This is a genomic window from Rhodococcus sp. GXMU-t2271, assembly GCF_041414735.1.
Taxonomy (GTDB): domain Bacteria; phylum Actinomycetota; class Actinomycetes; order Mycobacteriales; family Mycobacteriaceae; genus Rhodococcus; species Rhodococcus indonesiensis.
The window spans coordinates 273,575-291,718 of sequence record NZ_JAUIZP010000029.1 but is presented as its reverse complement, the minus strand read 5'-3'; the positions used below and the strand labels follow the sequence as shown (position 1 = coordinate 291,718).

General features: G+C 72.0%; 16 protein-coding genes and 1 pseudogene. 2 read left to right on the top strand and 15 right to left on the bottom strand.

The annotated features are described in order from the left end of the window. From QYS60_RS12415 to QYS60_RS12360, 12 genes and pseudogenes are all read right to left on the bottom strand, one after another. A pseudogene (locus QYS60_RS12415) lies at positions 1-401 on the bottom strand (SARP family transcriptional regulator); the annotation flags it as partial. A gap of 110 nt (positions 402-511) precedes the next feature. Further along, positions 512-1,423, bottom strand: coding sequence for a 3-methyladenine DNA glycosylase (locus QYS60_RS12410; RefSeq protein ID WP_289381658.1), 912 nt, complete (start codon positions 1,421-1,423; stop codon positions 512-514). An 85-nt stretch (positions 1,424-1,508) separates the two neighbouring features. After that, complete coding sequence (locus tag QYS60_RS12405) at positions 1,509-2,594, bottom strand: hemolysin family protein (protein ID WP_289381657.1); 1,086 nt, start codon at positions 2,592-2,594, stop codon at positions 1,509-1,511. Then, the gene (locus QYS60_RS12400; protein ID WP_289381656.1) at positions 2,594-3,967 is read right to left on the bottom strand and encodes a hemolysin family protein; all 1,374 of its coding nucleotides are present in this window, start codon (positions 3,965-3,967) and stop codon (positions 2,594-2,596) included. Before QYS60_RS12400 ends, QYS60_RS12405 begins: the two co-directional genes overlap by 1 nt. A 251-nt stretch (positions 3,968-4,218) precedes the next feature. Next, a complete protein-coding gene (locus QYS60_RS12395) occupies positions 4,219-5,658 on the bottom strand; it encodes a GuaB1 family IMP dehydrogenase-related protein (protein ID WP_371383302.1) in 1,440 nt (479 codons plus the stop codon). A gap of 10 nt (positions 5,659-5,668) precedes the next feature. Further along, positions 5,669-6,538, bottom strand: a complete 870-nt coding sequence (locus QYS60_RS12390) for a DMT family transporter (protein ID WP_371383301.1) — start codon at positions 6,536-6,538, stop codon at positions 5,669-5,671. Positions 6,539-6,580: 42 nt separating this feature from the next. Further along, positions 6,581-8,032 (bottom strand): NADP-dependent phosphogluconate dehydrogenase, encoded by a 1,452-nt coding sequence (gndA, locus tag QYS60_RS12385; protein WP_003937258.1) that lies wholly within the window; start codon positions 8,030-8,032, stop codon positions 6,581-6,583. A gap of 70 nt (positions 8,033-8,102) precedes the next feature. Beyond that, positions 8,103-9,056: a M56 family metallopeptidase gene (locus QYS60_RS12380; protein ID WP_003937257.1), complete on the bottom strand. Its 954-nt coding sequence runs from the start codon at positions 9,054-9,056 to the stop codon at positions 8,103-8,105. Between the two features lie 17 nt (positions 9,057-9,073). After that, on the bottom strand, positions 9,074-9,496 hold the full coding sequence (locus QYS60_RS12375; RefSeq protein WP_371383300.1) for a BlaI/MecI/CopY family transcriptional regulator: 423 nt from the start codon (positions 9,494-9,496) through the stop codon (positions 9,074-9,076). A 9-nt stretch (positions 9,497-9,505) separates the two neighbouring features. Beyond that, positions 9,506-10,432 carry an ABC transporter ATP-binding protein gene (locus QYS60_RS12370; RefSeq protein ID WP_371383299.1) on the bottom strand — a complete coding sequence of 309 codons (927 nt, stop codon included), beginning with the start codon at positions 10,430-10,432 and terminating at the stop codon, positions 9,506-9,508. Next, positions 10,429-11,520: a FecCD family ABC transporter permease gene (locus QYS60_RS12365; RefSeq protein ID WP_371383298.1), complete on the bottom strand. Its 1,092-nt coding sequence runs from the start codon at positions 11,518-11,520 to the stop codon at positions 10,429-10,431. Before QYS60_RS12365 ends, QYS60_RS12370 begins: the two co-directional genes overlap by 4 nt. After that, entirely contained in the window at positions 11,517-12,932 is a 1,416-nt protein-coding gene (locus QYS60_RS12360) for an iron chelate uptake ABC transporter family permease subunit (RefSeq protein ID WP_371383297.1), read from the bottom strand. Before QYS60_RS12360 ends, QYS60_RS12365 begins: the two co-directional genes overlap by 4 nt. A gap of 143 nt (positions 12,933-13,075) precedes the next feature. Between QYS60_RS12360 and QYS60_RS12355 the strand changes: the two genes are divergently transcribed. Together QYS60_RS12355 and QYS60_RS12350 are read left to right on the top strand one after the other, a co-directional pair. Further along, positions 13,076-13,816 carry a hypothetical protein gene (locus QYS60_RS12355; RefSeq protein WP_371383296.1) on the top strand — a complete coding sequence of 247 codons (741 nt, stop codon included), beginning with the start codon at positions 13,076-13,078 and terminating at the stop codon, positions 13,814-13,816. A gap of 213 nt (positions 13,817-14,029) precedes the next feature. Continuing rightward, positions 14,030-14,476, top strand: coding sequence for a PaaI family thioesterase (locus tag QYS60_RS12350; protein WP_054375012.1), 447 nt, complete (start codon positions 14,030-14,032; stop codon positions 14,474-14,476). A gap of 29 nt (positions 14,477-14,505) precedes the next feature. Here QYS60_RS12350 and QYS60_RS12345 read toward each other — a convergent pair whose 3' ends face one another. The 3 genes from QYS60_RS12345 to soxR all read right to left on the bottom strand — a co-directional run bounded on the left by QYS60_RS12345 (position 14,506) and on the right by soxR (position 17,590). Then, on the bottom strand, positions 14,506-15,885 hold the full coding sequence (locus QYS60_RS12345) for an NAD(P)/FAD-dependent oxidoreductase (RefSeq protein WP_040782818.1): 1,380 nt from the start codon (positions 15,883-15,885) through the stop codon (positions 14,506-14,508). A 130-nt stretch (positions 15,886-16,015) separates the two neighbouring features. Continuing rightward, the gene (locus QYS60_RS12340) at positions 16,016-17,047 is read right to left on the bottom strand and encodes a tyrosine-type recombinase/integrase (protein WP_289382433.1); all 1,032 of its coding nucleotides are present in this window, start codon (positions 17,045-17,047) and stop codon (positions 16,016-16,018) included. 87 nt (positions 17,048-17,134) lie between these two features. Beyond that, complete coding sequence (gene soxR / locus QYS60_RS12335) at positions 17,135-17,590, bottom strand: redox-sensitive transcriptional activator SoxR (RefSeq protein WP_003937248.1); 456 nt, start codon at positions 17,588-17,590, stop codon at positions 17,135-17,137. Positions 17,591-18,144: the final 554 nt, after the last annotated feature.

Sequence of the window (18,144 nt, the reverse complement as noted above, 5' to 3'; positions counted from 1 at the left end):
CGGTATTCGGAGAGCGCCGTGGTGGCGTGCCGCAGCGCCGCGTCGTCGTCGCCGCTGGTCGCGGCTGCCCGGGCGGCGTGGTACTCGACGGTGAAGACCCGTAGGTCCACCCGGCTGGTCTCGGTGTCGCGCCAGCACAGGTCCCGCGGGGTCACCTCGACGGCCGGGTCGTCGTCGAGGGCACGGCGCAGGTGGTGCAGTTCGCGGCGCAGGTTGGTCAGGGCCTGGGCGGTGGTCGAGTCGGGCCAGAACAGGGGGGCGATGAGCTGGCGGGGCTGGGGAACTCCGGCGTGGAGGGCGAGGAAGGCAACCAGTGTCGTGCCGCGGGGGGACCGCGTCACGACGGCGCCGGTCGTGTCGTCGGTGATCGACTGCTCACCCAGGACGGAGACGTACAGCATCAGCTCGTGGCCTCTCCAGAGTTCAGCCTAGACCCGGCGGGTATCCCTCGTCGCGGGTGCCGCGCCGCGCGCCGGGGACGTCCCGGGACACGGCGGGCAGCGGTGTCCGCTCAGCGGCCGGCGTGCTCCCGGTCGGCATCGAGCAACCGCCGGCACCGGTCGAGCAGCGCCGCGCGCAGCGTGATGGACCGCTCGGCCAGGGCCGTCTGCTCGCGGACGTACTCCGCCCGGCCGCGGGGTGTCTCGATCCGTATCGGCGGATAGCCGTATTCGCTCAGGTCGTACGGGCTGGCTCGCATGTCGAGTTCGCGGGCGGCGTAGGCCAGTTCGAAGCAGTCGACGGTCAGGTCCGCGTCGAGCAGCGGGGTGAGTTTGTAACAGTATTTGTACAGGTCCATCGCGGCGTGCAGGCAGCCCGGTTGTTCCTGCCGTACCTGGTCGTCGCGGGTGAGTGGTTCGAGGTTGAGGGGCCCGGCGGCGGGGGTGAAGAACCGGTATGCGTCGTAATGCGTGCAGCGCAGCTGCAACGACTCGACGACGGCGTCGGTGCCGGTGTGCCCGAGGCGCAGCGGCACGGCGCTGTGGCGGACGTCTTCGGGCCGAGTGCGGTAGAGCATCGCCCATTCGTGGAGACCGAAGCAGCCCAGGTGTGCCGGCCGGGAAGCCGTGGCCTCGAGCAGGCCGGTGACGTAGCGGACGGTCTCGCGCCGCCGGGTCAGGTGGGCGGGGTCGGCCGTGACCCCGGTACCGGTGGCCCGGTAGCCCCGCAGGGCGGCGTACTCCGTGGATGCGGAGCCGGTGAGGGTGGTTCCGAAGCCGGGGTGCCAGCGCATGAGCTGGGACGGCGTGAAGCTGTAGTAGGTGAACAGGAAGTCGATCACCGGGTGGGTGGCGCCGCGCGCTCGCCGGTCGAGGTAGGGGCCGAGCAGCGTCGTCAGGCGGTGGCGGTGCCGCTCCCGGCGCGGCAGCCACTGCTCGGGTGCCAGGACCGTGGTCACGGTTCCCGCCCGTAACGAATGCATCGATGCTGCAATGATTTTATTGCGGTACCGGGCAGGCCGCGGCGGAGCCGACCGGCGGGCGTCGGGGTGGGGTTCACGGCGGGGTTCACGTCCGGGGTCCCGGTCCCGGGTCGGCCATCCGGTGGGTGGTGTCCCGCACGGTGCCGACGAACTGCTCGACGAGATCTTCCAGGGCGACGATGCCGATCAACGTCCCGTGCCCGTCGACGACTCCGCCGAGGTGGGAGCTGGTGCGCCGCAGCAGCGACAGGGCGTCGTCGAGAGGGGCGTCGACCGGCACCGGGGGCAGGGGCCGGATCTCGGCGGTCGCGATGAGGGTGTCCGGCCCCGCCGATTCGTCGCGCACGAGGTCGAGGACGTCCTTCAGGTGCAGATAGCCGGCCAGTTCCCCGTGTGCAGTCTCCGCCGGGTACCGGGAGTAGCCGGTCTCGGTGACGGCCTGCTCGACAGCTCCGAGTGTGGTGCCGGCCGGTCCGAGCGGGACCGTGCGGACCCCGGACAGGGGGATCGTCACGTCCGCGACGGTCCGTCCGCTGGTCTGGAGGGCCTGGGTCAGGCGCCGGTGTTCCTCCTCGTCGAGCAGTCCCTCCGAGCGGGATTCGCCGATCATCTCGGACAGTTCGAGCTCGGTGACGGTGACGTCCAGTTCGTCCTTCGGTTCCACCCGCAGCAGGCGCAGGCTGGCGTTGGCGCACAGGTTGTAGAACGCGATCAGTGGCCGGGCCACCTTCATGAACAGCAGGTGGGTCGGCACGAGCAGCATCGCCGAGCGCTCCGGTCCGGCGATGGCGATGTTCTTCGGAACCATCTCGCCGAGCAGGATGTGCAGCACCACGACGATCGTGAGGGCGAGCGCGAAACCGATCGGGTGCAGCAGGGAGTCCGGCACGCCGAGCGCGTGCATGGGTGTTTCGATCAGGTGCGCGATGGCCGGTTCGCCGACGCGGCCGAGCAGGATCGAGCAGATGGTGATCCCGAGCTGTGACCCGGCGAGCATGAGCGACAGATGCTCCCCGGCGCCGATGACGGTCTGGGCCCGTTTCTTACCCTGCCCGACGAGAGCTTCGAGCCGGTCGCGGCGAGCGGTGATAAGGGCGAACTCGGCGCCGACGAAGAAGGCGTTGCCGGCGAGGAGCAGCACGGTGAGCAGCACCGCGAGCCAGTCGTTCATCACCGGTCTCCGTTCTCGTGGCCGGGTGCGTGATCGTCCACGTCGGGGGGCTCGCCGGTGGGGACGAGCAGGACGCGGTCGATGCGGTGCCCGTCCATGTCGAGGACCCGGGCCCGCCAGCGGTGGTCGGCATCGCCCGGCCGGTGCGGCAGCAGCACCTCGTCGCCGGAGTCGGGGATCTGCCCGAGTTCGGTGAGGAGCAGCCCGCCGAGCGTCTCGTATTCGCCGTCCGGGGCGTGGTATCCCGTCAGGTGGGCGACTTCGTCGATGCGCAGCAGGCCCGAGCAGGACCAGCCCTGCTCGACGCGCTGCGCTTCGGGCTCGGGTTCGTCGTGTTCGTCGCGGACGTCGCCGACGATCTCCTCGATCAGGTCCTCCATGGTGACGATGCCGGCGGTGCCGCCGTATTCGTCGACGACGAGTGCGACCTGCATGCCGTCGGAGCGGACCCGTTCCATGACCGCGTCCCCGTCGAGGGTGGACGGCACGACGGGCACCTGCCGGGCAAGAGTGTGCAGCTGGGTGTGGGCGCGGCGCCGCGCGGGCACGGTGAACGCGTGCTTGACGTGGACGACGCCGACGGTGGCGTCGAGATCGCCGTCGACGACCGGGAAGCGGGAGTAGCCGGTGCGCGACGAGGCGTCGATGAGGTCGAGGACGGTGTCGTGGACGTCGAGGGACTCGATGGTGACGCGGGGGGTCATGAGATCTTCGGCGGTGCGTTCCCCGAAGCGCAGCGAGCGTCCCACGAGCAGCGCGGTGCTCTCGTCGAGGGCGCCGCGTTCCGCCGAGGCGCGCACCAGTGATCCGAGTTCCTCCGGGGAGCGCGCCGAGCGCAGTTCCTCGGCCGGTTCGATGCCCAGGCGCCGCACGATGCGGTTGGCGGCGCCGTTGAGTCCGCGGATCGCCCATTTGAAGATCAGTGAGAAGCCGGCCTGCAGGCCGGCGGTGGCGCGGGCGGTGGCCAGGGGCCGCGCGATGGCGAGGTTCTTCGGTACGAGCTCACCGAAGACCATCGAGAACGAGGTGGCGATGATCAGGGCCAGGGCCAGGGAGATGCCGGAGGCGAGGGCGGCGCCGAGTCCGGCTGCGCGCAGCAGCGGGTCGAGGAACCGGGCGAGGACCGGTTCGGCGAGGTAGCCGGTGATCAGGGTGGTGATGGTGATGCCGAGCTGGGCGCCGGAGAGCTGGAAGGACAGGGTGCGGTGGGCGTGCTGGACCTGGCGTGCGCGCAGGTCACCGTCGCGGGCGTGCGCGTCGACGGTGCTGCGTTCGAGGGCGGTGAGGGAGAATTCGGCCGCCACGAACACCGCGGTGCCCGCGGTCAGGGCGATGAACCCGATGAGGCTGAGGATGGACAGGAGGACGGACATCAGCACCGCTCCCGGGCCGGTGGCAAGCTCCGCTCCGATATCGTGGGGGGCCGGCCGGGTATGTCACCCGGCTCGCTAGGGGAGCCCTCCGAACCGGCGGAGTCGGACTCCGCGTCGCCCGTGGTGGCCGGAGGTCGTGTCGAAATGGTGGTGGGTGCCGCAGGCACCGGTTTCCTCTCGTCGGGCCCGAGGTGCGGGCGTTCACGGTGAGGCATCATTCTACGGATCGTGTCCGGCCTCGTGCGGTGCGGTCACCATCCGGTGGGCAGGGGGCGTCCCTCGGCGAATCCGGCGGCCGACTGGACGCCGAGGACGGCGTTGGTGTGCAGGTCCTCGAGGGTGCGGGCACCGGCGTACGTGCAGGTGCTGCGCACCCCGGAACAGATGTGGTCGATCAGGTCCTCGATACCGGGCCGTTGCGGGTCGATGCGGATGCGGGAGGTGGAGATCCCTTCCTCGAACAGGGCCTTGCGGGCGCGGTCGAAGGCGGAGTCGTCGACGGTGCGGGCGGCGACCGCACGCTTGGAGGCCATGCCGAAGCTCTCCTTGTAGGGGTGGCCGGTCTCGTCGTAGCGCAGTTCGCCGGGCGATTCGTAGGTGCCGGCGAACCAGGACCCGATCATGACGTTGGCGGCGCCGGCGGCGACGGCGAGCGCGACGTCGCGGGGGTGACGCACCCCGCCGTCGGCCCAGACGTGCGCCCCGAGTTCGCGGGCGGTGCGGGCGCATTCGGCGACGGCGGAGAACTGGGGGCGTCCGACGCCGGTCATCATGCGGGTGGTGCACATGGCTCCGGGTCCGACGCCGACCTTGACGATGTCCGCGCCGGCGTCGAGCAGTTCGCGGGTGCCGGCGGCGGAGACGACGTTGCCGGCGACGAGGGGGACGGGCAGGTCGAGCGCCGCGATCCGTTTCAGGGCGTCGAGCATCTTCTCCTGGTGACCGTGCGCGGTGTCGAGGACGAGCAGGTCGACGCCGGCGTCGACGAGGCCCGCGGCCTTGGCGGCGACGTCGCCGTTGACGCCGACGGCGGCGCCGATGCGCAGTGCCCCGGCGGCGTCGACGGCCGGGGTGTAGATGCCGGCGCGGACGGCGCCGGTGCGGGTCAGGACCCCGGCGAGGGTGCCGTCGTCGTGGGTGAGCACGACCAGCGGGTCGTGTTTGGCTTCGAGCAGTGCGAACGCTTCCCGGGGCGACGAGCCGACGGAGGCGGTAGCGAAGTCGCGGATGGCGACCGTGCGCAGCCGCGCGAACCGGTCGACCTCGCGGCAGGAGCCTTCGGTGACGACCCCGACGGGGCAGCGGTTCTCGTCGACGACGACGACGGCGCCGTGGGCGCGTTTGGGCAGGAGGGCGAGGGCGTCGGAGACGGAGTCCTCGGGACCGAGGGTGACGGGGGTGTCGGCGACGAGGTGGCGGCTCTTGACGAACGCGACGGTCTCGGCGACGGTGCCGGCCGGCAGGTCCTGGGGGAGCACGACGAGTCCGCCGCGGCGGGCGACGGTCTCGGCCATGCGGCGCCCGGACACGGCGGTCATGTTGGCGACCACGATGGGGATGGTGGTGCCGGAACCGTCCACGGTGGACAGGTCCACGTCGAACCGGGACGCGACGGCGGAGCGGTTCGGGACGAGGAACACGTCGTCGTAGGTCAGGTCGTACGGGGGCTGGTGACCGTCGAGGAAGCGCACCTGCCGAATGCTACGCGCCGGTGGCGGCGGGCGTGGTGAGCCGGGCCTGGCTGCGGGAGAGCGCCACCGTGGCGATCAGCATCACCACGACCGAGGCGACGACGAGGGCGAGGGCCGGGCCGTCGACCCGGAGCCGTTCGTCGAGGACGGTCATGCCGAGGAAGACGGCGGCGAGGGGTTCGCCGATGGTGATCGCCGGCAGGGACGCGGCGAGCGGGCCGGCCTGGAAGGCGCGTTGCTGGAGGTAGACGCCGAGCAGGCCGGCGCCGAGCAGGGCCCAGGTCTGCCAGGCGCCGACCACGGGACGCAGGCCGTGTTCGAACAGGTCGGTGACGTACTTGGTGAACGCCACCGCCACGCCGTAGAGCAGGCCGCTGGCCGCGCCGAGCGCCATCGCCCGCGTGCCGGGGTCGTGGCCGAGCAGCCCGGTCGCGGCGGCGGCGGACACGACGGCGCACACCGCGCCGAGTGGGAGGATCCACTCGTGCCAGGGGGCGTCGATCTCGCCGGCGGTGGGGTCGCCGACGACGAGGAACACCACCAGCGCTGCGCACAACGCCGCCGCGGTCAGCCAGGTGGGGCGGGTGATGCGGGAACCGGAGAACGCGGCGGACAGGGGGAGGGCGAACAGCAGCGACGACACCAGCAGCGGCTGGACCACCAGAACCGGCCCGAGGGCGAGGGCGGCGACCTGCAGCAGGTAGCCGCCGCCGTCGCCGACCACCCCGGCCCACCAGCGGGGGCTGCGGATCAGGGCGGCGACGAGGGACTCGCCGGCGGGAACGGCTTCGGCGGAGCGTTGCTGGGCGACGCTGGCCGCCGCGAACAGGAGCGCGGCGGCCAGCGCGCACACGACGGACGCCGTGACGGTGCCGCTCATGGGCACAAACTATGCCCTACCGAGGTGCCGGTGCGGGCGCAGTCAGGCGCGGACCTCGGTGCGGTCCCCGCTCCAGAGGGTGTGGAACTTGCCGTCGGCGTCGATGCGCTCGTAGGTGTGGGCGCCGAAGAAGTCGCGCTGGCCCTGGGTGAGGGCGGCGGGCAGGCGGTCGGCGCGCAGACCGTCGTAGTACGACAGCGAGGAGGCGAACGCGGGGACGGGGATGCCGAGCATGGTGGCGGTGGCGACGACGCGGCGCCAGCTGTCGATGCCGGCCTCGATGGCCTCGCGGAAGTAGGGGGCGAGGATCAGGCTGGGCAGCTGCGGGTCGGCGTCGTAGGCCTCCTTGATGCGGTTGAGGAACTGGGCGCGGATGATGCAGCCGCCGCGCCAGATGGTGGCCAGGGCGGCGCGGTCGACGTTCCAGCCGTATTCGGCGCTGCCGGCGGCGATCTGATCGAAGCCCTGCGCGTAGGCGACGATCTTCGACGCGTAGAGGGCGCGGCGGATGTCCTCGGTGAACTGTGCGGCGTCGGTGGGCTTGTCGCCGAGGGTGCCGGAGGCCAGGCCGCGGGCGGCGGCCCGCTGGGTGCGGGAGCCGGACAGGGCGCGGGCGAACACGGCCTCGGCGATGCCGGTGACCGGCACACCGAGGTCGAGGGCGGACTTGACGGTCCAGCGTCCGGTGCCCTTCTGCTCGGCGGCGTCGACGATGACGTCGACGAGGGGTTTGCCGGTGCTCGCGTCGGTCTGGCGCAGGACGTCGGCGGTGATCTCGATCAGGTAGGACTCGAGGGTGCCGGTGTTCCACTCGGAGAACACCTCGGCGATCTTCGGGGCGTCGTAGCCGAGCGCGTCGCGCAGCAGGTGGTAGGCCTCGCCGATGAGCTGCATGTCGGCGTACTCGATGCCGTTGTGCACCATCTTCACGAAATGGCCGGAGCCGTCGGGGCCGATGTGGGTGCAGCACGGGGTGCCGTCGACGTGGGCGGAGATGGACTCGAGGAGCGGGCCGAGGGCCTCGTAGGACTCGGCGGGGCCGCCGGGCATGATCGACGGGCCGTTGAGGGCGCCCTCCTCGCCGCCGGAGATGCCGGCGCCGACGAAGTGCAGGCCGCGTGCGCGCAGGGCGGCTTCGCGGCGGATGGTGTCGGTGTAGAGGGCGTTGCCGCCGTCGATGATGATGTCGCCGGGTTCCATCGCGTGCGCGAGTTCGTCGATGACCGCGTCGGTGGCGTCGCCGGCCTTGACCATGACGAGCACCCGGCGCGGCTTCTGCAGGGCGGCGACGAACTCGTCGATGGTTTCGGTGCGTACGAAGTCGCCATCGTCGCCGTGCGCTTCGAGCAGGGCGTCGGTCTTGGCGACGCTGCGGTTGTGCAGCGCGACGGTGTGGCCGTGGCGGGCGAAGTTGCGGGCGATGTTCGACCCCATGACGGCCAGGCCGGTCACGCCGATCTGGGCGCGGGGATTCTCGGTGCGTTCGACGGTCATGGGTACAGCTTCCCCCGAACCCGGACGGGATCGAAATCGGGGGCGTGCTACCGGCGCGGCCGGCGGGGGGTCACCAGGCGCGCAGCAGGCGGCCGAGTTCGGTCAGCCACGGCACGGCGACCGCGACGGTGGGCACGACGAGGATGGCGGCGGCCGCGGTGTAGGCGGTCACGGCGGTGCGCAGGTCCGGTCCGGGTTCGGCGAGGCGCTTGACCCGCAGCACGGTGGACGGGCCGCCGACGGCAAGGGCGCCCTGGGGGGTGCGGGCGCCGGCGCAGGCGACCAGGGCCCGGGCCAGCGGGGTGGGGCCGGTGACGCGCACGGCGGAGTCGTCGGCGAGCATCTCGACGAGCAGCTGCACCGAGCCGAGCGCCGACCGGGACCGCACCCAGCGGGGGAAGGCCTCGTAGACGGCGGTGAACGCCTCGAGGACGAGGTCGTGCCGGGCCCGCAGGTGCGAGTGCTCGTGGCGGAGGATGGCGCGGATCTCGTCGTCGGCGAGGTGGTCGAGGGTGCCTTCGCTGAGCACGACCCGGTGCCGCAGGCCCGGCAGGCAGTAGGCGACGGGTTCGGCGGTGTCGAGGACGCGCACATGGGACAGCTGTCGCACCGAGGCGCCGCTGTCGCGCCGGTCGAGCAGGTCGACGAGCATGCGGTGCCGGGCCCGGCGGCGGCGGGTGCGGACACCGACACGCAGAATCGAATACATCAGCCGTGCACCGATCAGCACGGTGAGAGCGAAGACCACGACGTAGGTCAGCCACAGGGGCAGGCCGAGGGCGTCGATCTCCTGGAGCGGGGCGGTGGTGGGCCGGCCGTCCTCACCGGGGACGAGCAGCAGCGATGCGATGGCCAGGCCGGAGCTGAACGCGGACAGCACGGCCGCGAGCGCCACCGCCTGCCACAGCACCAGGGCGGGGCGGGGGTTGCGGTACGGCCAGGTGGCGCGACTGAGCAGGGCCGGAACCGGCCCGGCCAGCAGCAGCGCGAGGATGCCGAAGACCAGCGCGGTGGTCGCGTTCATGGCACCGAGTGTGCCAGTCAGCTCGCCCGACCGGTACCCGGGTCGGCGACGGCGGGACGGTTCTGCCCGTCCTGCTGGGCCTCGAGGGCGGCGAGGGCCTCGCGCAGCGCGGCGGCCTCGTCGGGGTTGACACGCCCGATGAAGTGGACGAGGGCGGCGACCCGCCCGGCGGACTCGTCGGCCTGGTCGAGGGCGTCGACCATGAGGCTGGCGACGAGTTCTTCACGGCCGTGCACCGGCACGTAGCGGTGGGCGCGGTCGTCGCGCTGCTGGATGACGAGGTTCTTCTTCGCGAGGCGCTGGAGAACGGTCATGACGGTGGTGTACGCGAGGGAGCGCCGGGCGGCGAGGGCCTCGTGGACCTGCCGGACGGTCTGCGGTTCGGTGGAGGACCACAGGTGGTCCATCACTGCGCGTTCGAGTTCTCCGAGTGCTGCCATGACACAAGTTTACCGGGTCTCCGACGAGTGTGTCGTACTACCTGAAGTAGTACGTGTTCTCGTGTCCGGTCCGCCCGCCGTGCCGAACACGTGCCGGGTGCCGATCGGTACGACCAGCGGCCGATCCGAGACCGGGTCGTCGATCACCGCGGAGTCGAGCGCGAACACCTCCCGCAGCAACTCCTCGGTGATCACCTGCGCCGGCGGGCCCGCGCGGACGATCCGGCCCTCCTTCATCACCACCAGGTGGTCGCTGTAGCGGATCGCGAGATTCAGATCGTGCAGCACCATCACCACGGTGCGGCCGAGCTCCGAGTGCAGCCGGTCGACGAGGTCGAGCACCTCCACCGAGTGCGCCAGATCCAGATAGGTGGTCGGCTCGTCGAGCAGCAGCACGTCGGTGCCCTGCGCCAGCGCCATCGAGATCCAAGCCCGCTGCCGCTGCCCGCCGGAGAGCTGGTCGACCGGGCGGTCGGCGAGTTCGGTGATGCCGGTCCGGTCCAGTGCGACGGCGACCTCACCCTCGTCGTCGGCGGACCACTGCCGCAGCCACGACTGGTGCGGGTGCCGCCCCCGGGCGACGAGGTCGGCGACGGTCAGGCCCTCCGGCGCAACCGGTGCCTGCGGCAACATGCCCAGCACCCGCGCGACGTCGCGGGTGCGCATCGAGGAGATCGCGTGCCCGTCGAGCAGCACGCTGCCGCGGCGCGGGCGCAGCAACCGGGCCAGCGCCCGCAGCAAGGTGGACTTGCCGCACCCGTTGGGCCCGATCACGGTCGTGATCACCCCGGTGGGCACGGTCAGCTCCAGGCCGTCGACGACGAGCCGGTCGCCGTAGCCGAGCGCGAGGTCCCGCGCGACGAGCCGCGGCGGGGCGCCGGCGCTGTCCGCGGGATCGGGCGCGGCGACGTCGTCGGTGCGGGGGGTTCGGGTCACAGCGACACCTTCCGGTTCGAGCGCACGAGCAGATACAGCAGGAACGGTCCGCCGAGGGCGGAGGTGACCAGACCGACGGGCAGCGCGACGGGCAGCACCGTGCGGGCGAGGATGTCGGCGCCGGTGACCAGGGCCGCTCCGGTCAGGGCGGATGCGATCAGCGGCGGGCCGGGGGAGCGCACGAGGCGCAGGGCGATCTGCGGGGCCGCGAGCGCGACGAACCCGATCGGCCCCGCCGCCGCGGTGGCGACACCGACCAGGGCGCAGGCGGACAGCAGCAGCACCGCCCGCTGGGTCTGCAATCGCACCCCGAGGGAGCGGGCCGTCTCGTCCCCGAGCCGCAGGGCCCCCATCGTGAAGGCGGCGGTGGCGAGCCAGCCGGTCAGGACGGCCAGCGCCACGGCCGTCGGCACGACCTGCGACCATCCGGCGCCGTTGAGCGACCCGGTGAGCCACACCTGCGCCTGGGACACGTCGTTGATGTCGGCCGAGACCAGCATCCAGTTCGTCAGCGCGACGAACAGCGCGTTGGCGCCGATCCCGATCAGCACGAGCCGGAAGCCCTCCACCCCGCCGCGCCAGGCCAGGACGTACACCGCCGTGGCGGTGAGCAGGGCCCCGCACAGCGCGGCCAGGGGCAGTCCGAGCGCGCCGAGTACCCCGGCGAGCGTCCCGGATCCGGCGGCGACGATGAGCGCGACCGCGGCCGCGCTCGCGCCGGCGGTGACACCGAGGATGTCCGGGCTGGCCAGCGGATTGCGGGACACCGTCTGGGTCAGGGCACCGGCGACGGCGAGTGCCGCGCCGACGAGCACCGCCGCGAGGCCGCGCGGCAGGCGCAGCTCCAGGACGATGAACCGGTCGAGTTGCTCCCCGGCGCCGGCGAGCACCGAGATCACCTGCGGTACCGACAGCGGATAGTCGCCGCGGCCGAGCCCGACGCACAGCAGCAGGAACGTCGCCGCCACCAGGGCCAGGCACACGACCACCGCACGCGGTCGCCACACGAGGGAGACCGGGCCGATCCGCAGTGCCGGTCGGGACGGGACCGTCGCCCGGGTGCGGCCGGTGTCGGCCGGCGCGGTCACAGGGCCACCAGCCGGCGCCGGCGCACGAGCGCGATGAAGAACGGTGCACCCATCAGGGCGAGAACGATGCCGACCTGCAGTTCCCCGGGGCGGACCACGATCCGGCCGATGACGTCGGCCAGGACGAGCATCACTGCGCCGAGCAGCCCGGCGTAGGGAAGCAACCAGCGGTAGTCCGGGCCGGTGATCGCCCGGGCGACGTGCGGGACCACGAGGCCGATGAAGGCGATCGGTCCGCAGGCCGCGGTCGCGGCGCCGGTGAGCAGGGTGATGGCGACGATGCCGACGGTGCGGGCGGCGGCGACGTTCGTGCCCAGGGACCGGGCGACGTCCTCACCGAGTCCGAGCACATTGAGGCCGGGAGTGTTCACCACCGCCAGCAGCAGTCCGGTCGCGAGGAACGGCAGCACCTGCCACAGCACCTCTAGGTCGCGGCCGGCGACCGAACCGACGATCCAGAACCGGTAGCCGTCGAGGGTGGTCTGGTCGAGCAGCACCACCGCATGCGTCATCGCCTGCAGGAAGAACGCCACGGCCGCGCCCGCCAGGGCCAGGGTCAACGGTCCGGCGCGGCCGCCCCCGAGGGAAAACAACCCGAAGACCACGACACTGGCGGTGAACGACCCGGCGAAGGCGAACCACAGGTACTGCCCGGGGGTGGCCATCCCGAGCAGATAGATCGAGAGGACCACGAAGAAGGCCGCTCCGGCATTGAGTCCGAGCAGGCCGGCGTCGGCCAGGGGGTTGCGGGTGTGGCCCTGGATGAGGGCGCCGGCGACGCCGAGAGCGATACCCACCACGAGGCCGAGCACGGTGCGCGGGATCCGCAGGGTGTGCACAATCACGTCGGTGTCGGAGCCGTCGGCGGCGGTGAGGGCGTGGACGACCTCGGCGATGGTCATCGGCCGGGCGCCGACGGCGATCCCGGCGAGCAGCACCACCACCAGTACCGCGGCGATGGCCAGCAGGCCGAGCAGGCGGCGACGGCGGACGGCGCCGACACTCGTGTCGGCCGCGAGGGGGACGAATCCGTCGGCGGCCACGACGCGGTCGGTGACGACCTCGGTGCCGCGGCGCAGCAGGCTGCGCCGCGCCCCGACCGGTCCGCCGTGGCCGCGGTCGCGGGTGACCAGTCCGGTCCACTGTTTGCCGAGGCTGCGTCCGGTGGTGCCTTCGCGGTGCCCACGGTTGTACCACCACAGGCCGACGGTGACGGCGAGGGCGGTGCCCCCGAAGACGACGCGGTCGGTCTGGCCGCCACCGTGGGCGTCGGACAGGGCGCGGACGAGCAGCACGCCGATGACGGCGGGCACGGCGAGCAGGCTCAGGTCGCCGGCCTCGGCGGCGAGACGGCGGTGGAGGGAGGGGGCGTCCGCGACAGGCGGCGTCTCCGGTGGGCGGAGGGTGGTCACAGGCGGGGGCTCCTCGGGGGACGCGTTCTCGGCCGAACGAGGGTTAGGTTACCGAACCCTATCTTCCGGGGTTGCATCCACCGGACCGCAATGACATGGTTAGGCTTACCTAATATTGATGATCCGCCGATCAGGAGGTGTGGATGACAATCCTGCTGCCACCGAGATCCACCCCGGTGCAGGCACCGAGATCCACCCCGGTGCAGGTCCCCGCGTTCGAGGACACCGACGCCCGCCTGCGGCTGCTGGTGCCGCACGCTCCCCGCGTCTATGCCGTCGCCCGCATCGACGACGAACCCCGCCGCCGCTGGTGGCGGCTCGCCGACCCCGACCGGGACCGGCGGATCGCGCTGCTGTACGCCCGCGCGCTCGAGGACGTCGCCGATCCGCGGATCGCCGCCGACCAGGTGGCGGCCGCCCTCGTCCACGTCGTCGCGGGCCGAGTCCTCGCCCCCTACCTGCTCGAGGCGCGCTGCTGGGACCCCGGGCTCGACAACCTGTGGATCCACCAGGACAGCGACGGCGGCATCGACTGGGCCGCGGTCGCGGACGACACCCTGCGGGTGCTGCCCGACGATCCCGCCGCCGACGAGACGGTCGTCGTGCTGCCGTGCGAGGAGGCGCTCGCCCGGTGGACCGCACACCGCGCCACCACCGCGCTGCACGCCGCCTACGCGTCGCTGGCGCGGTGTGCCCCCGTCGAGCAGCCGCGCCTGTGGTCCCTGCTCGGCCGCACCGTCGTGGCGGGCGCCGCGCAGATCCCCCTGCTGGCCGGCACCTCCCGCGCCGTCGCGGCGCGCCGGGGTCAGCTCCTGCTGGACGCGTTCCTGGCGCTGGGTGTGCCGGTACGAGGACTTTGCAAATTAGGTAAGGCTTCCCTATAGTTGGTGGTGTTGTTGCTGCCGGACCGTGCCGGAGTCCTGAGGGCTGCAGAGACCCCCGGTCCTTCCCACGGCGGGCCTCGCGTGCACCACGCGAGGCCCGCCGGCTCGTCCCGGCACTGCGTGCCGCCGGCGATGTCCTAGCATCCCTTCCAGACCCGGCGACCGGCGCCGGGCCCGCGCCAGAAAGCTGGCACGACCCGGACGGAGTGACACATGACCGATCTGCCCACCCAGGAACAACTCTCCGACCCCGCGGCCGTCACCGCCCAGCACAACGACGGCTTCGGTTCCGTCCTCGGCCTCGAGTTCACCGAACTGACTCCCGACCGGGTCCGCGCCCACTGGACCGTCACCCCGAACCAGCACCAGCCGTTCGGCATCGTCCACGGCGGCGTCTACTGCGCCGTCGTCGAATCCGTCGCCAGCTTCGCCGGCAGCATCTGGCTCGGCGACCGCGGCAAGGTGGTCGGCGTCAACAACAACACCGACTTCATCCGCGCCACCCGCGAAGGGGTGCTCACCGCCACCGCCACCCCCGTCCAGCGGGGGCGCAGCCAGCAGCTGTGGCAGGTCGCCATCACCGACGAGCAGCAGCGCACCGTCGCGCACGGGCAGGTGCGCCTGGCCAACATCCTCGATCCCGACGCCCTGGGCAACTGACCGGCGGCCCGGCTGCCGACCGACCCGCCTCACCCCGCGGCGCGGCGCCCGCGGCTGCCGCGCTCGGCCTCCTCGGTATGTCGCTGCAGCCGATCGATCGCGTTCCGGGCGAACACCTGCTGCTCCGTCGAGGCCATCTCGTTGCGGCCCCGGGTCAGGAACGTCGTCGCCCACGACAGCAGGGTCGACAGCTTGCTCGAGAACCCCACCAGGTACAGCAGGTGGATCCCCAGCCAGGCCACCCAGCCGACGAACCCGCTGATCTCGAGCTTGCCGACCTTCGCGACCGCGCTGAACCGGCTGATCGTGGCCATCGACCCCTTGTCGAAATACTTGAACGGCTTGCGTTCGGCCGGACTGTGACCGGCCAGGCCCGCCACGATCTGCCGCGCCGCATACTTGCCGCCCTGCATCGCCACCTGCGCCAGGCCCGGCAACTTGTCCAGCGCCATCATGTCGCCGATGACGAACACGTTCGGATGACCGGGCAGCGACAGGTCCGGATTCACCAGGACCCGGCCCGCCCGGTCGACCTCGGCACCGGACTGCTCGGCGAGCCGGCGGCCCAGCGGACTCGCCGACACGCCCGCCGACCACACCTTGCACTGCGACTCGATCCGGCGCTCGGTGCCGTCCTTGTCCTTGACCGTCAGGCCCGTCGCATCCACGTCGGTGACCATCGCGTTGAGCTGGATCTCCACCCCCAGCTTCTCAAGGGTCTGGCGGGCCTTGGCGCTGAGCTTGCCCCCGTACACCGGCAGCACGTCCGGCGCCCCGTCGAGCAGCACCACCCGCGCGGCCGCCGGATCGATGTTGCGGAACGCGCCCCGCAGCGTGTGATGGGACAACTCGGCGATCTGTCCCGCGAGTTCCACCCCCGTCGGTCCCGCCCCGACCACCACGAACGTCAGCAGCCGGCGCTGCTCGGCCGGGTCCTCGGACAGCTCCGCCTGCTCGAACGCCCCCAGGATCCGGCCCCGCAACTCGAGCGCGTCGTCGATCGTCTTCATGCCGGGCGCGAACTCGGCGAAGTGATCGTTGCCGAAGTACGACTGGCCCGCCCCGGCGGCCACGATCAGGCTGTCGAACGGCGTGACCGTCTCCCGCTCGAGGAACCGGGACGTCACGGTCTGCCGCGCCAGATCGATCGACTCGACGTCGCCGAGCAGCACCTGCGCGTTCTTCTGCTTGCGCAGTACCAGCCGGGTCGGCGGCGCGATGTCACCCACCGACAGGATGCCCGTCGCCACCTGGTACAGCAGCGGCTGGAAGAGGTGGTGGGTGGTCCGAGCGACGACGGTGACGTCCACGTCGGCACGTGCGAGGGCCTTGGTGGCGAACAGACCCCCGAATCCGGATCCGATCACCACCACATGGTGACGACGTGGCTCAACCGACTGGATGCTCATTCCGTGCTCCTCGATGTCTCGGGTCGACCGGGCAACCGGTGGCGGAGAAGCGGCGGGGCTCCCGCGCCGCCCCCAGTCTGTCAGCTATACCCGCTCGCCACAGGCTTACGCGTCCCGTGCGGCCCGGGCGTCACTCGTGCCGGTCGAGCAGCCCGTAGACCGGGTTGTGCCGGGCGGCGTGCCGCACCGCGTCGTCCGTCGCCGACGTGTAGATCTGCACGGTCTGCAACGACCGGTGGCCGAGCAGCTGCTGCAGCTCCACCATCGTCGCCCCGCCGTCGGCCAGGCTGGTGGCGAAGGTGTGCCGCAGCGCGTGGGCGAGGGCGCCGCGTTTGCGCTCGCCCTCGATGCCCGCCATCCGGTACATCCGCCGCACCCGGTACTGCAGCGTGCCGCGGGTGATCCGGCGGCCGTCGGCGCCGACGAACAGCGGATCGGCCGGGGGATAGCGCTCCCACACCGCGAGTGTCTCGTCGTCGCCGCGCCGGGGCCGATGCGTCGGCGGGAACCGGGTGTAGCGCTCCTCGAGATACGCCGAGACGATCGCGGTCCAGCTCGGCTCGAGCGGGATCTGCCGTTCGACGGCGCCCTTGCCCATCACCCGCAGCACGGGGGAGCGGGTGCCGCCGAGCACGCTGCCGAGATCGAGACGGATCAGCTCCTCCGAGCGGATACCGGTCAGCAGCAAGGTCGCGATCAGCGCCAGATCCCGCTGGGGCCACTGCCGCGCCGAGGCGGCGGGCCGCTGCGCCTCGACGGTGAGGGTGTCGACGAGTTGCCCGATCGCCTTGGGCGTGAACGACTTCGGGGTGTGCTGGGGGCGTTTCGGCTGGGCGATCGACGCCATCGGGTTGCCCTCCGACACGCCTTCGGAGACCAGGAAGTTGCAGAAGCTGTTCCACACCGACCAGGCCCGCCGCACCGACGCCGGCTGCCGCTCCCGCGCGAAGGTGGCGAACGCCGAGCGCATCGCCCGGATCGTGATGTCCTGCACGCACAGCTCGCCCGGGGCGACCGAGAGCCGGACGGCGAGCTCCTCGCACACCGCGTGCAGATCCAGCCGGTACGCCTTGATCGTGTGCGCGGACCGCTTCGCCGTCTGCAGCGTCTCGAGGTACGCGGCCACCCAGTCCAGCAGCCCCGGATCCACCCGGCCTGTCATCACCCTCCCCGCATCCCCGTCGTACACCTGTGCGATACCAGTGTGACATCCGGGGCCGACGGGAACGGTGGGACCTGCGGTCGCGGACTACCGGTGTGACCCGGTCCCGCCGAGGCGCTGGGGTCCCGGTCCCCGGGCGCCGAGCACATCGCCGGGGTTGGCCAACGGGCACGACGCCAGGCTCAGGCAGCCGCAGCCGATGCACTCGGTGAAACTGTCCCGCAGGGCGGTGAGTGCCTCGATCCGTTCGGTGAGCCGGTCGTGCCACTGCCGCGACAGCCGCGCCCAGTCCGCCGCGGTGGGCACCCGGCTGTCCGGCAACGAGTCGAGGGCCTCCCGGATCTCGTCGAGGGAAACCCCCACCCCCTGCGCGACGCGGATGAAGGCCAGGCGACGGAGCGTGTCACGCCGGTAGCTGCGCCGGTTCCCGGTGGTGCGTCTACTGGCGATCAGGCCGCGGGCCTCGTAGTAGTGCAGCGCGGACACCGCCACCCCCGACCGGGCCGACAACTCGCCCGGGGTCAACCACACGTTCGGCGGCATCGCCGTTCCTCCCGACTCCGGGGCCGGCCCCACGGACCTGCCGTTCGTCGCACCGACTGTACGGCGAGGGGGACCGGTCCGGCGACGTGGCCGACCTCGTCCACCGAGGGGAGGAGATGGTGGTGTGTGACAGCCCTCGCCGCGACAGTGCGGGCGGTGCGGGGCCGGGGGTCAGCGGGCGTGGCGGTCGGCAACGACTCGAGGTAGGCCGAGGCTCGACGCCCGCGGCGGCGCCGTGTGGGGACCGGGCGCGGCTCGTCCAACGACACCGCCGCGCACCCTTGCGGGTGTGATGGATAACGGTGATTATCCATCATTATTATTATCAATAATAGGTGAGTGGTCCGCGGGAGTGGTGGGGAGAGGGCGTGGGCCGGCGCTGCGGCGCATGTGGCACGGACCTCGACAGCTAGTGCGGCACCGACTGTCACGCCTGGATCCACGCCGGGAAGATTGCCCGTCGAATGCGACGATTCGGTTGATCGTCGAGGCGACGCAAACGACCGGGCCTGACGCCACGCCGCCGGCGGGAGGCGCGGGTGGGGCCGGCCGGC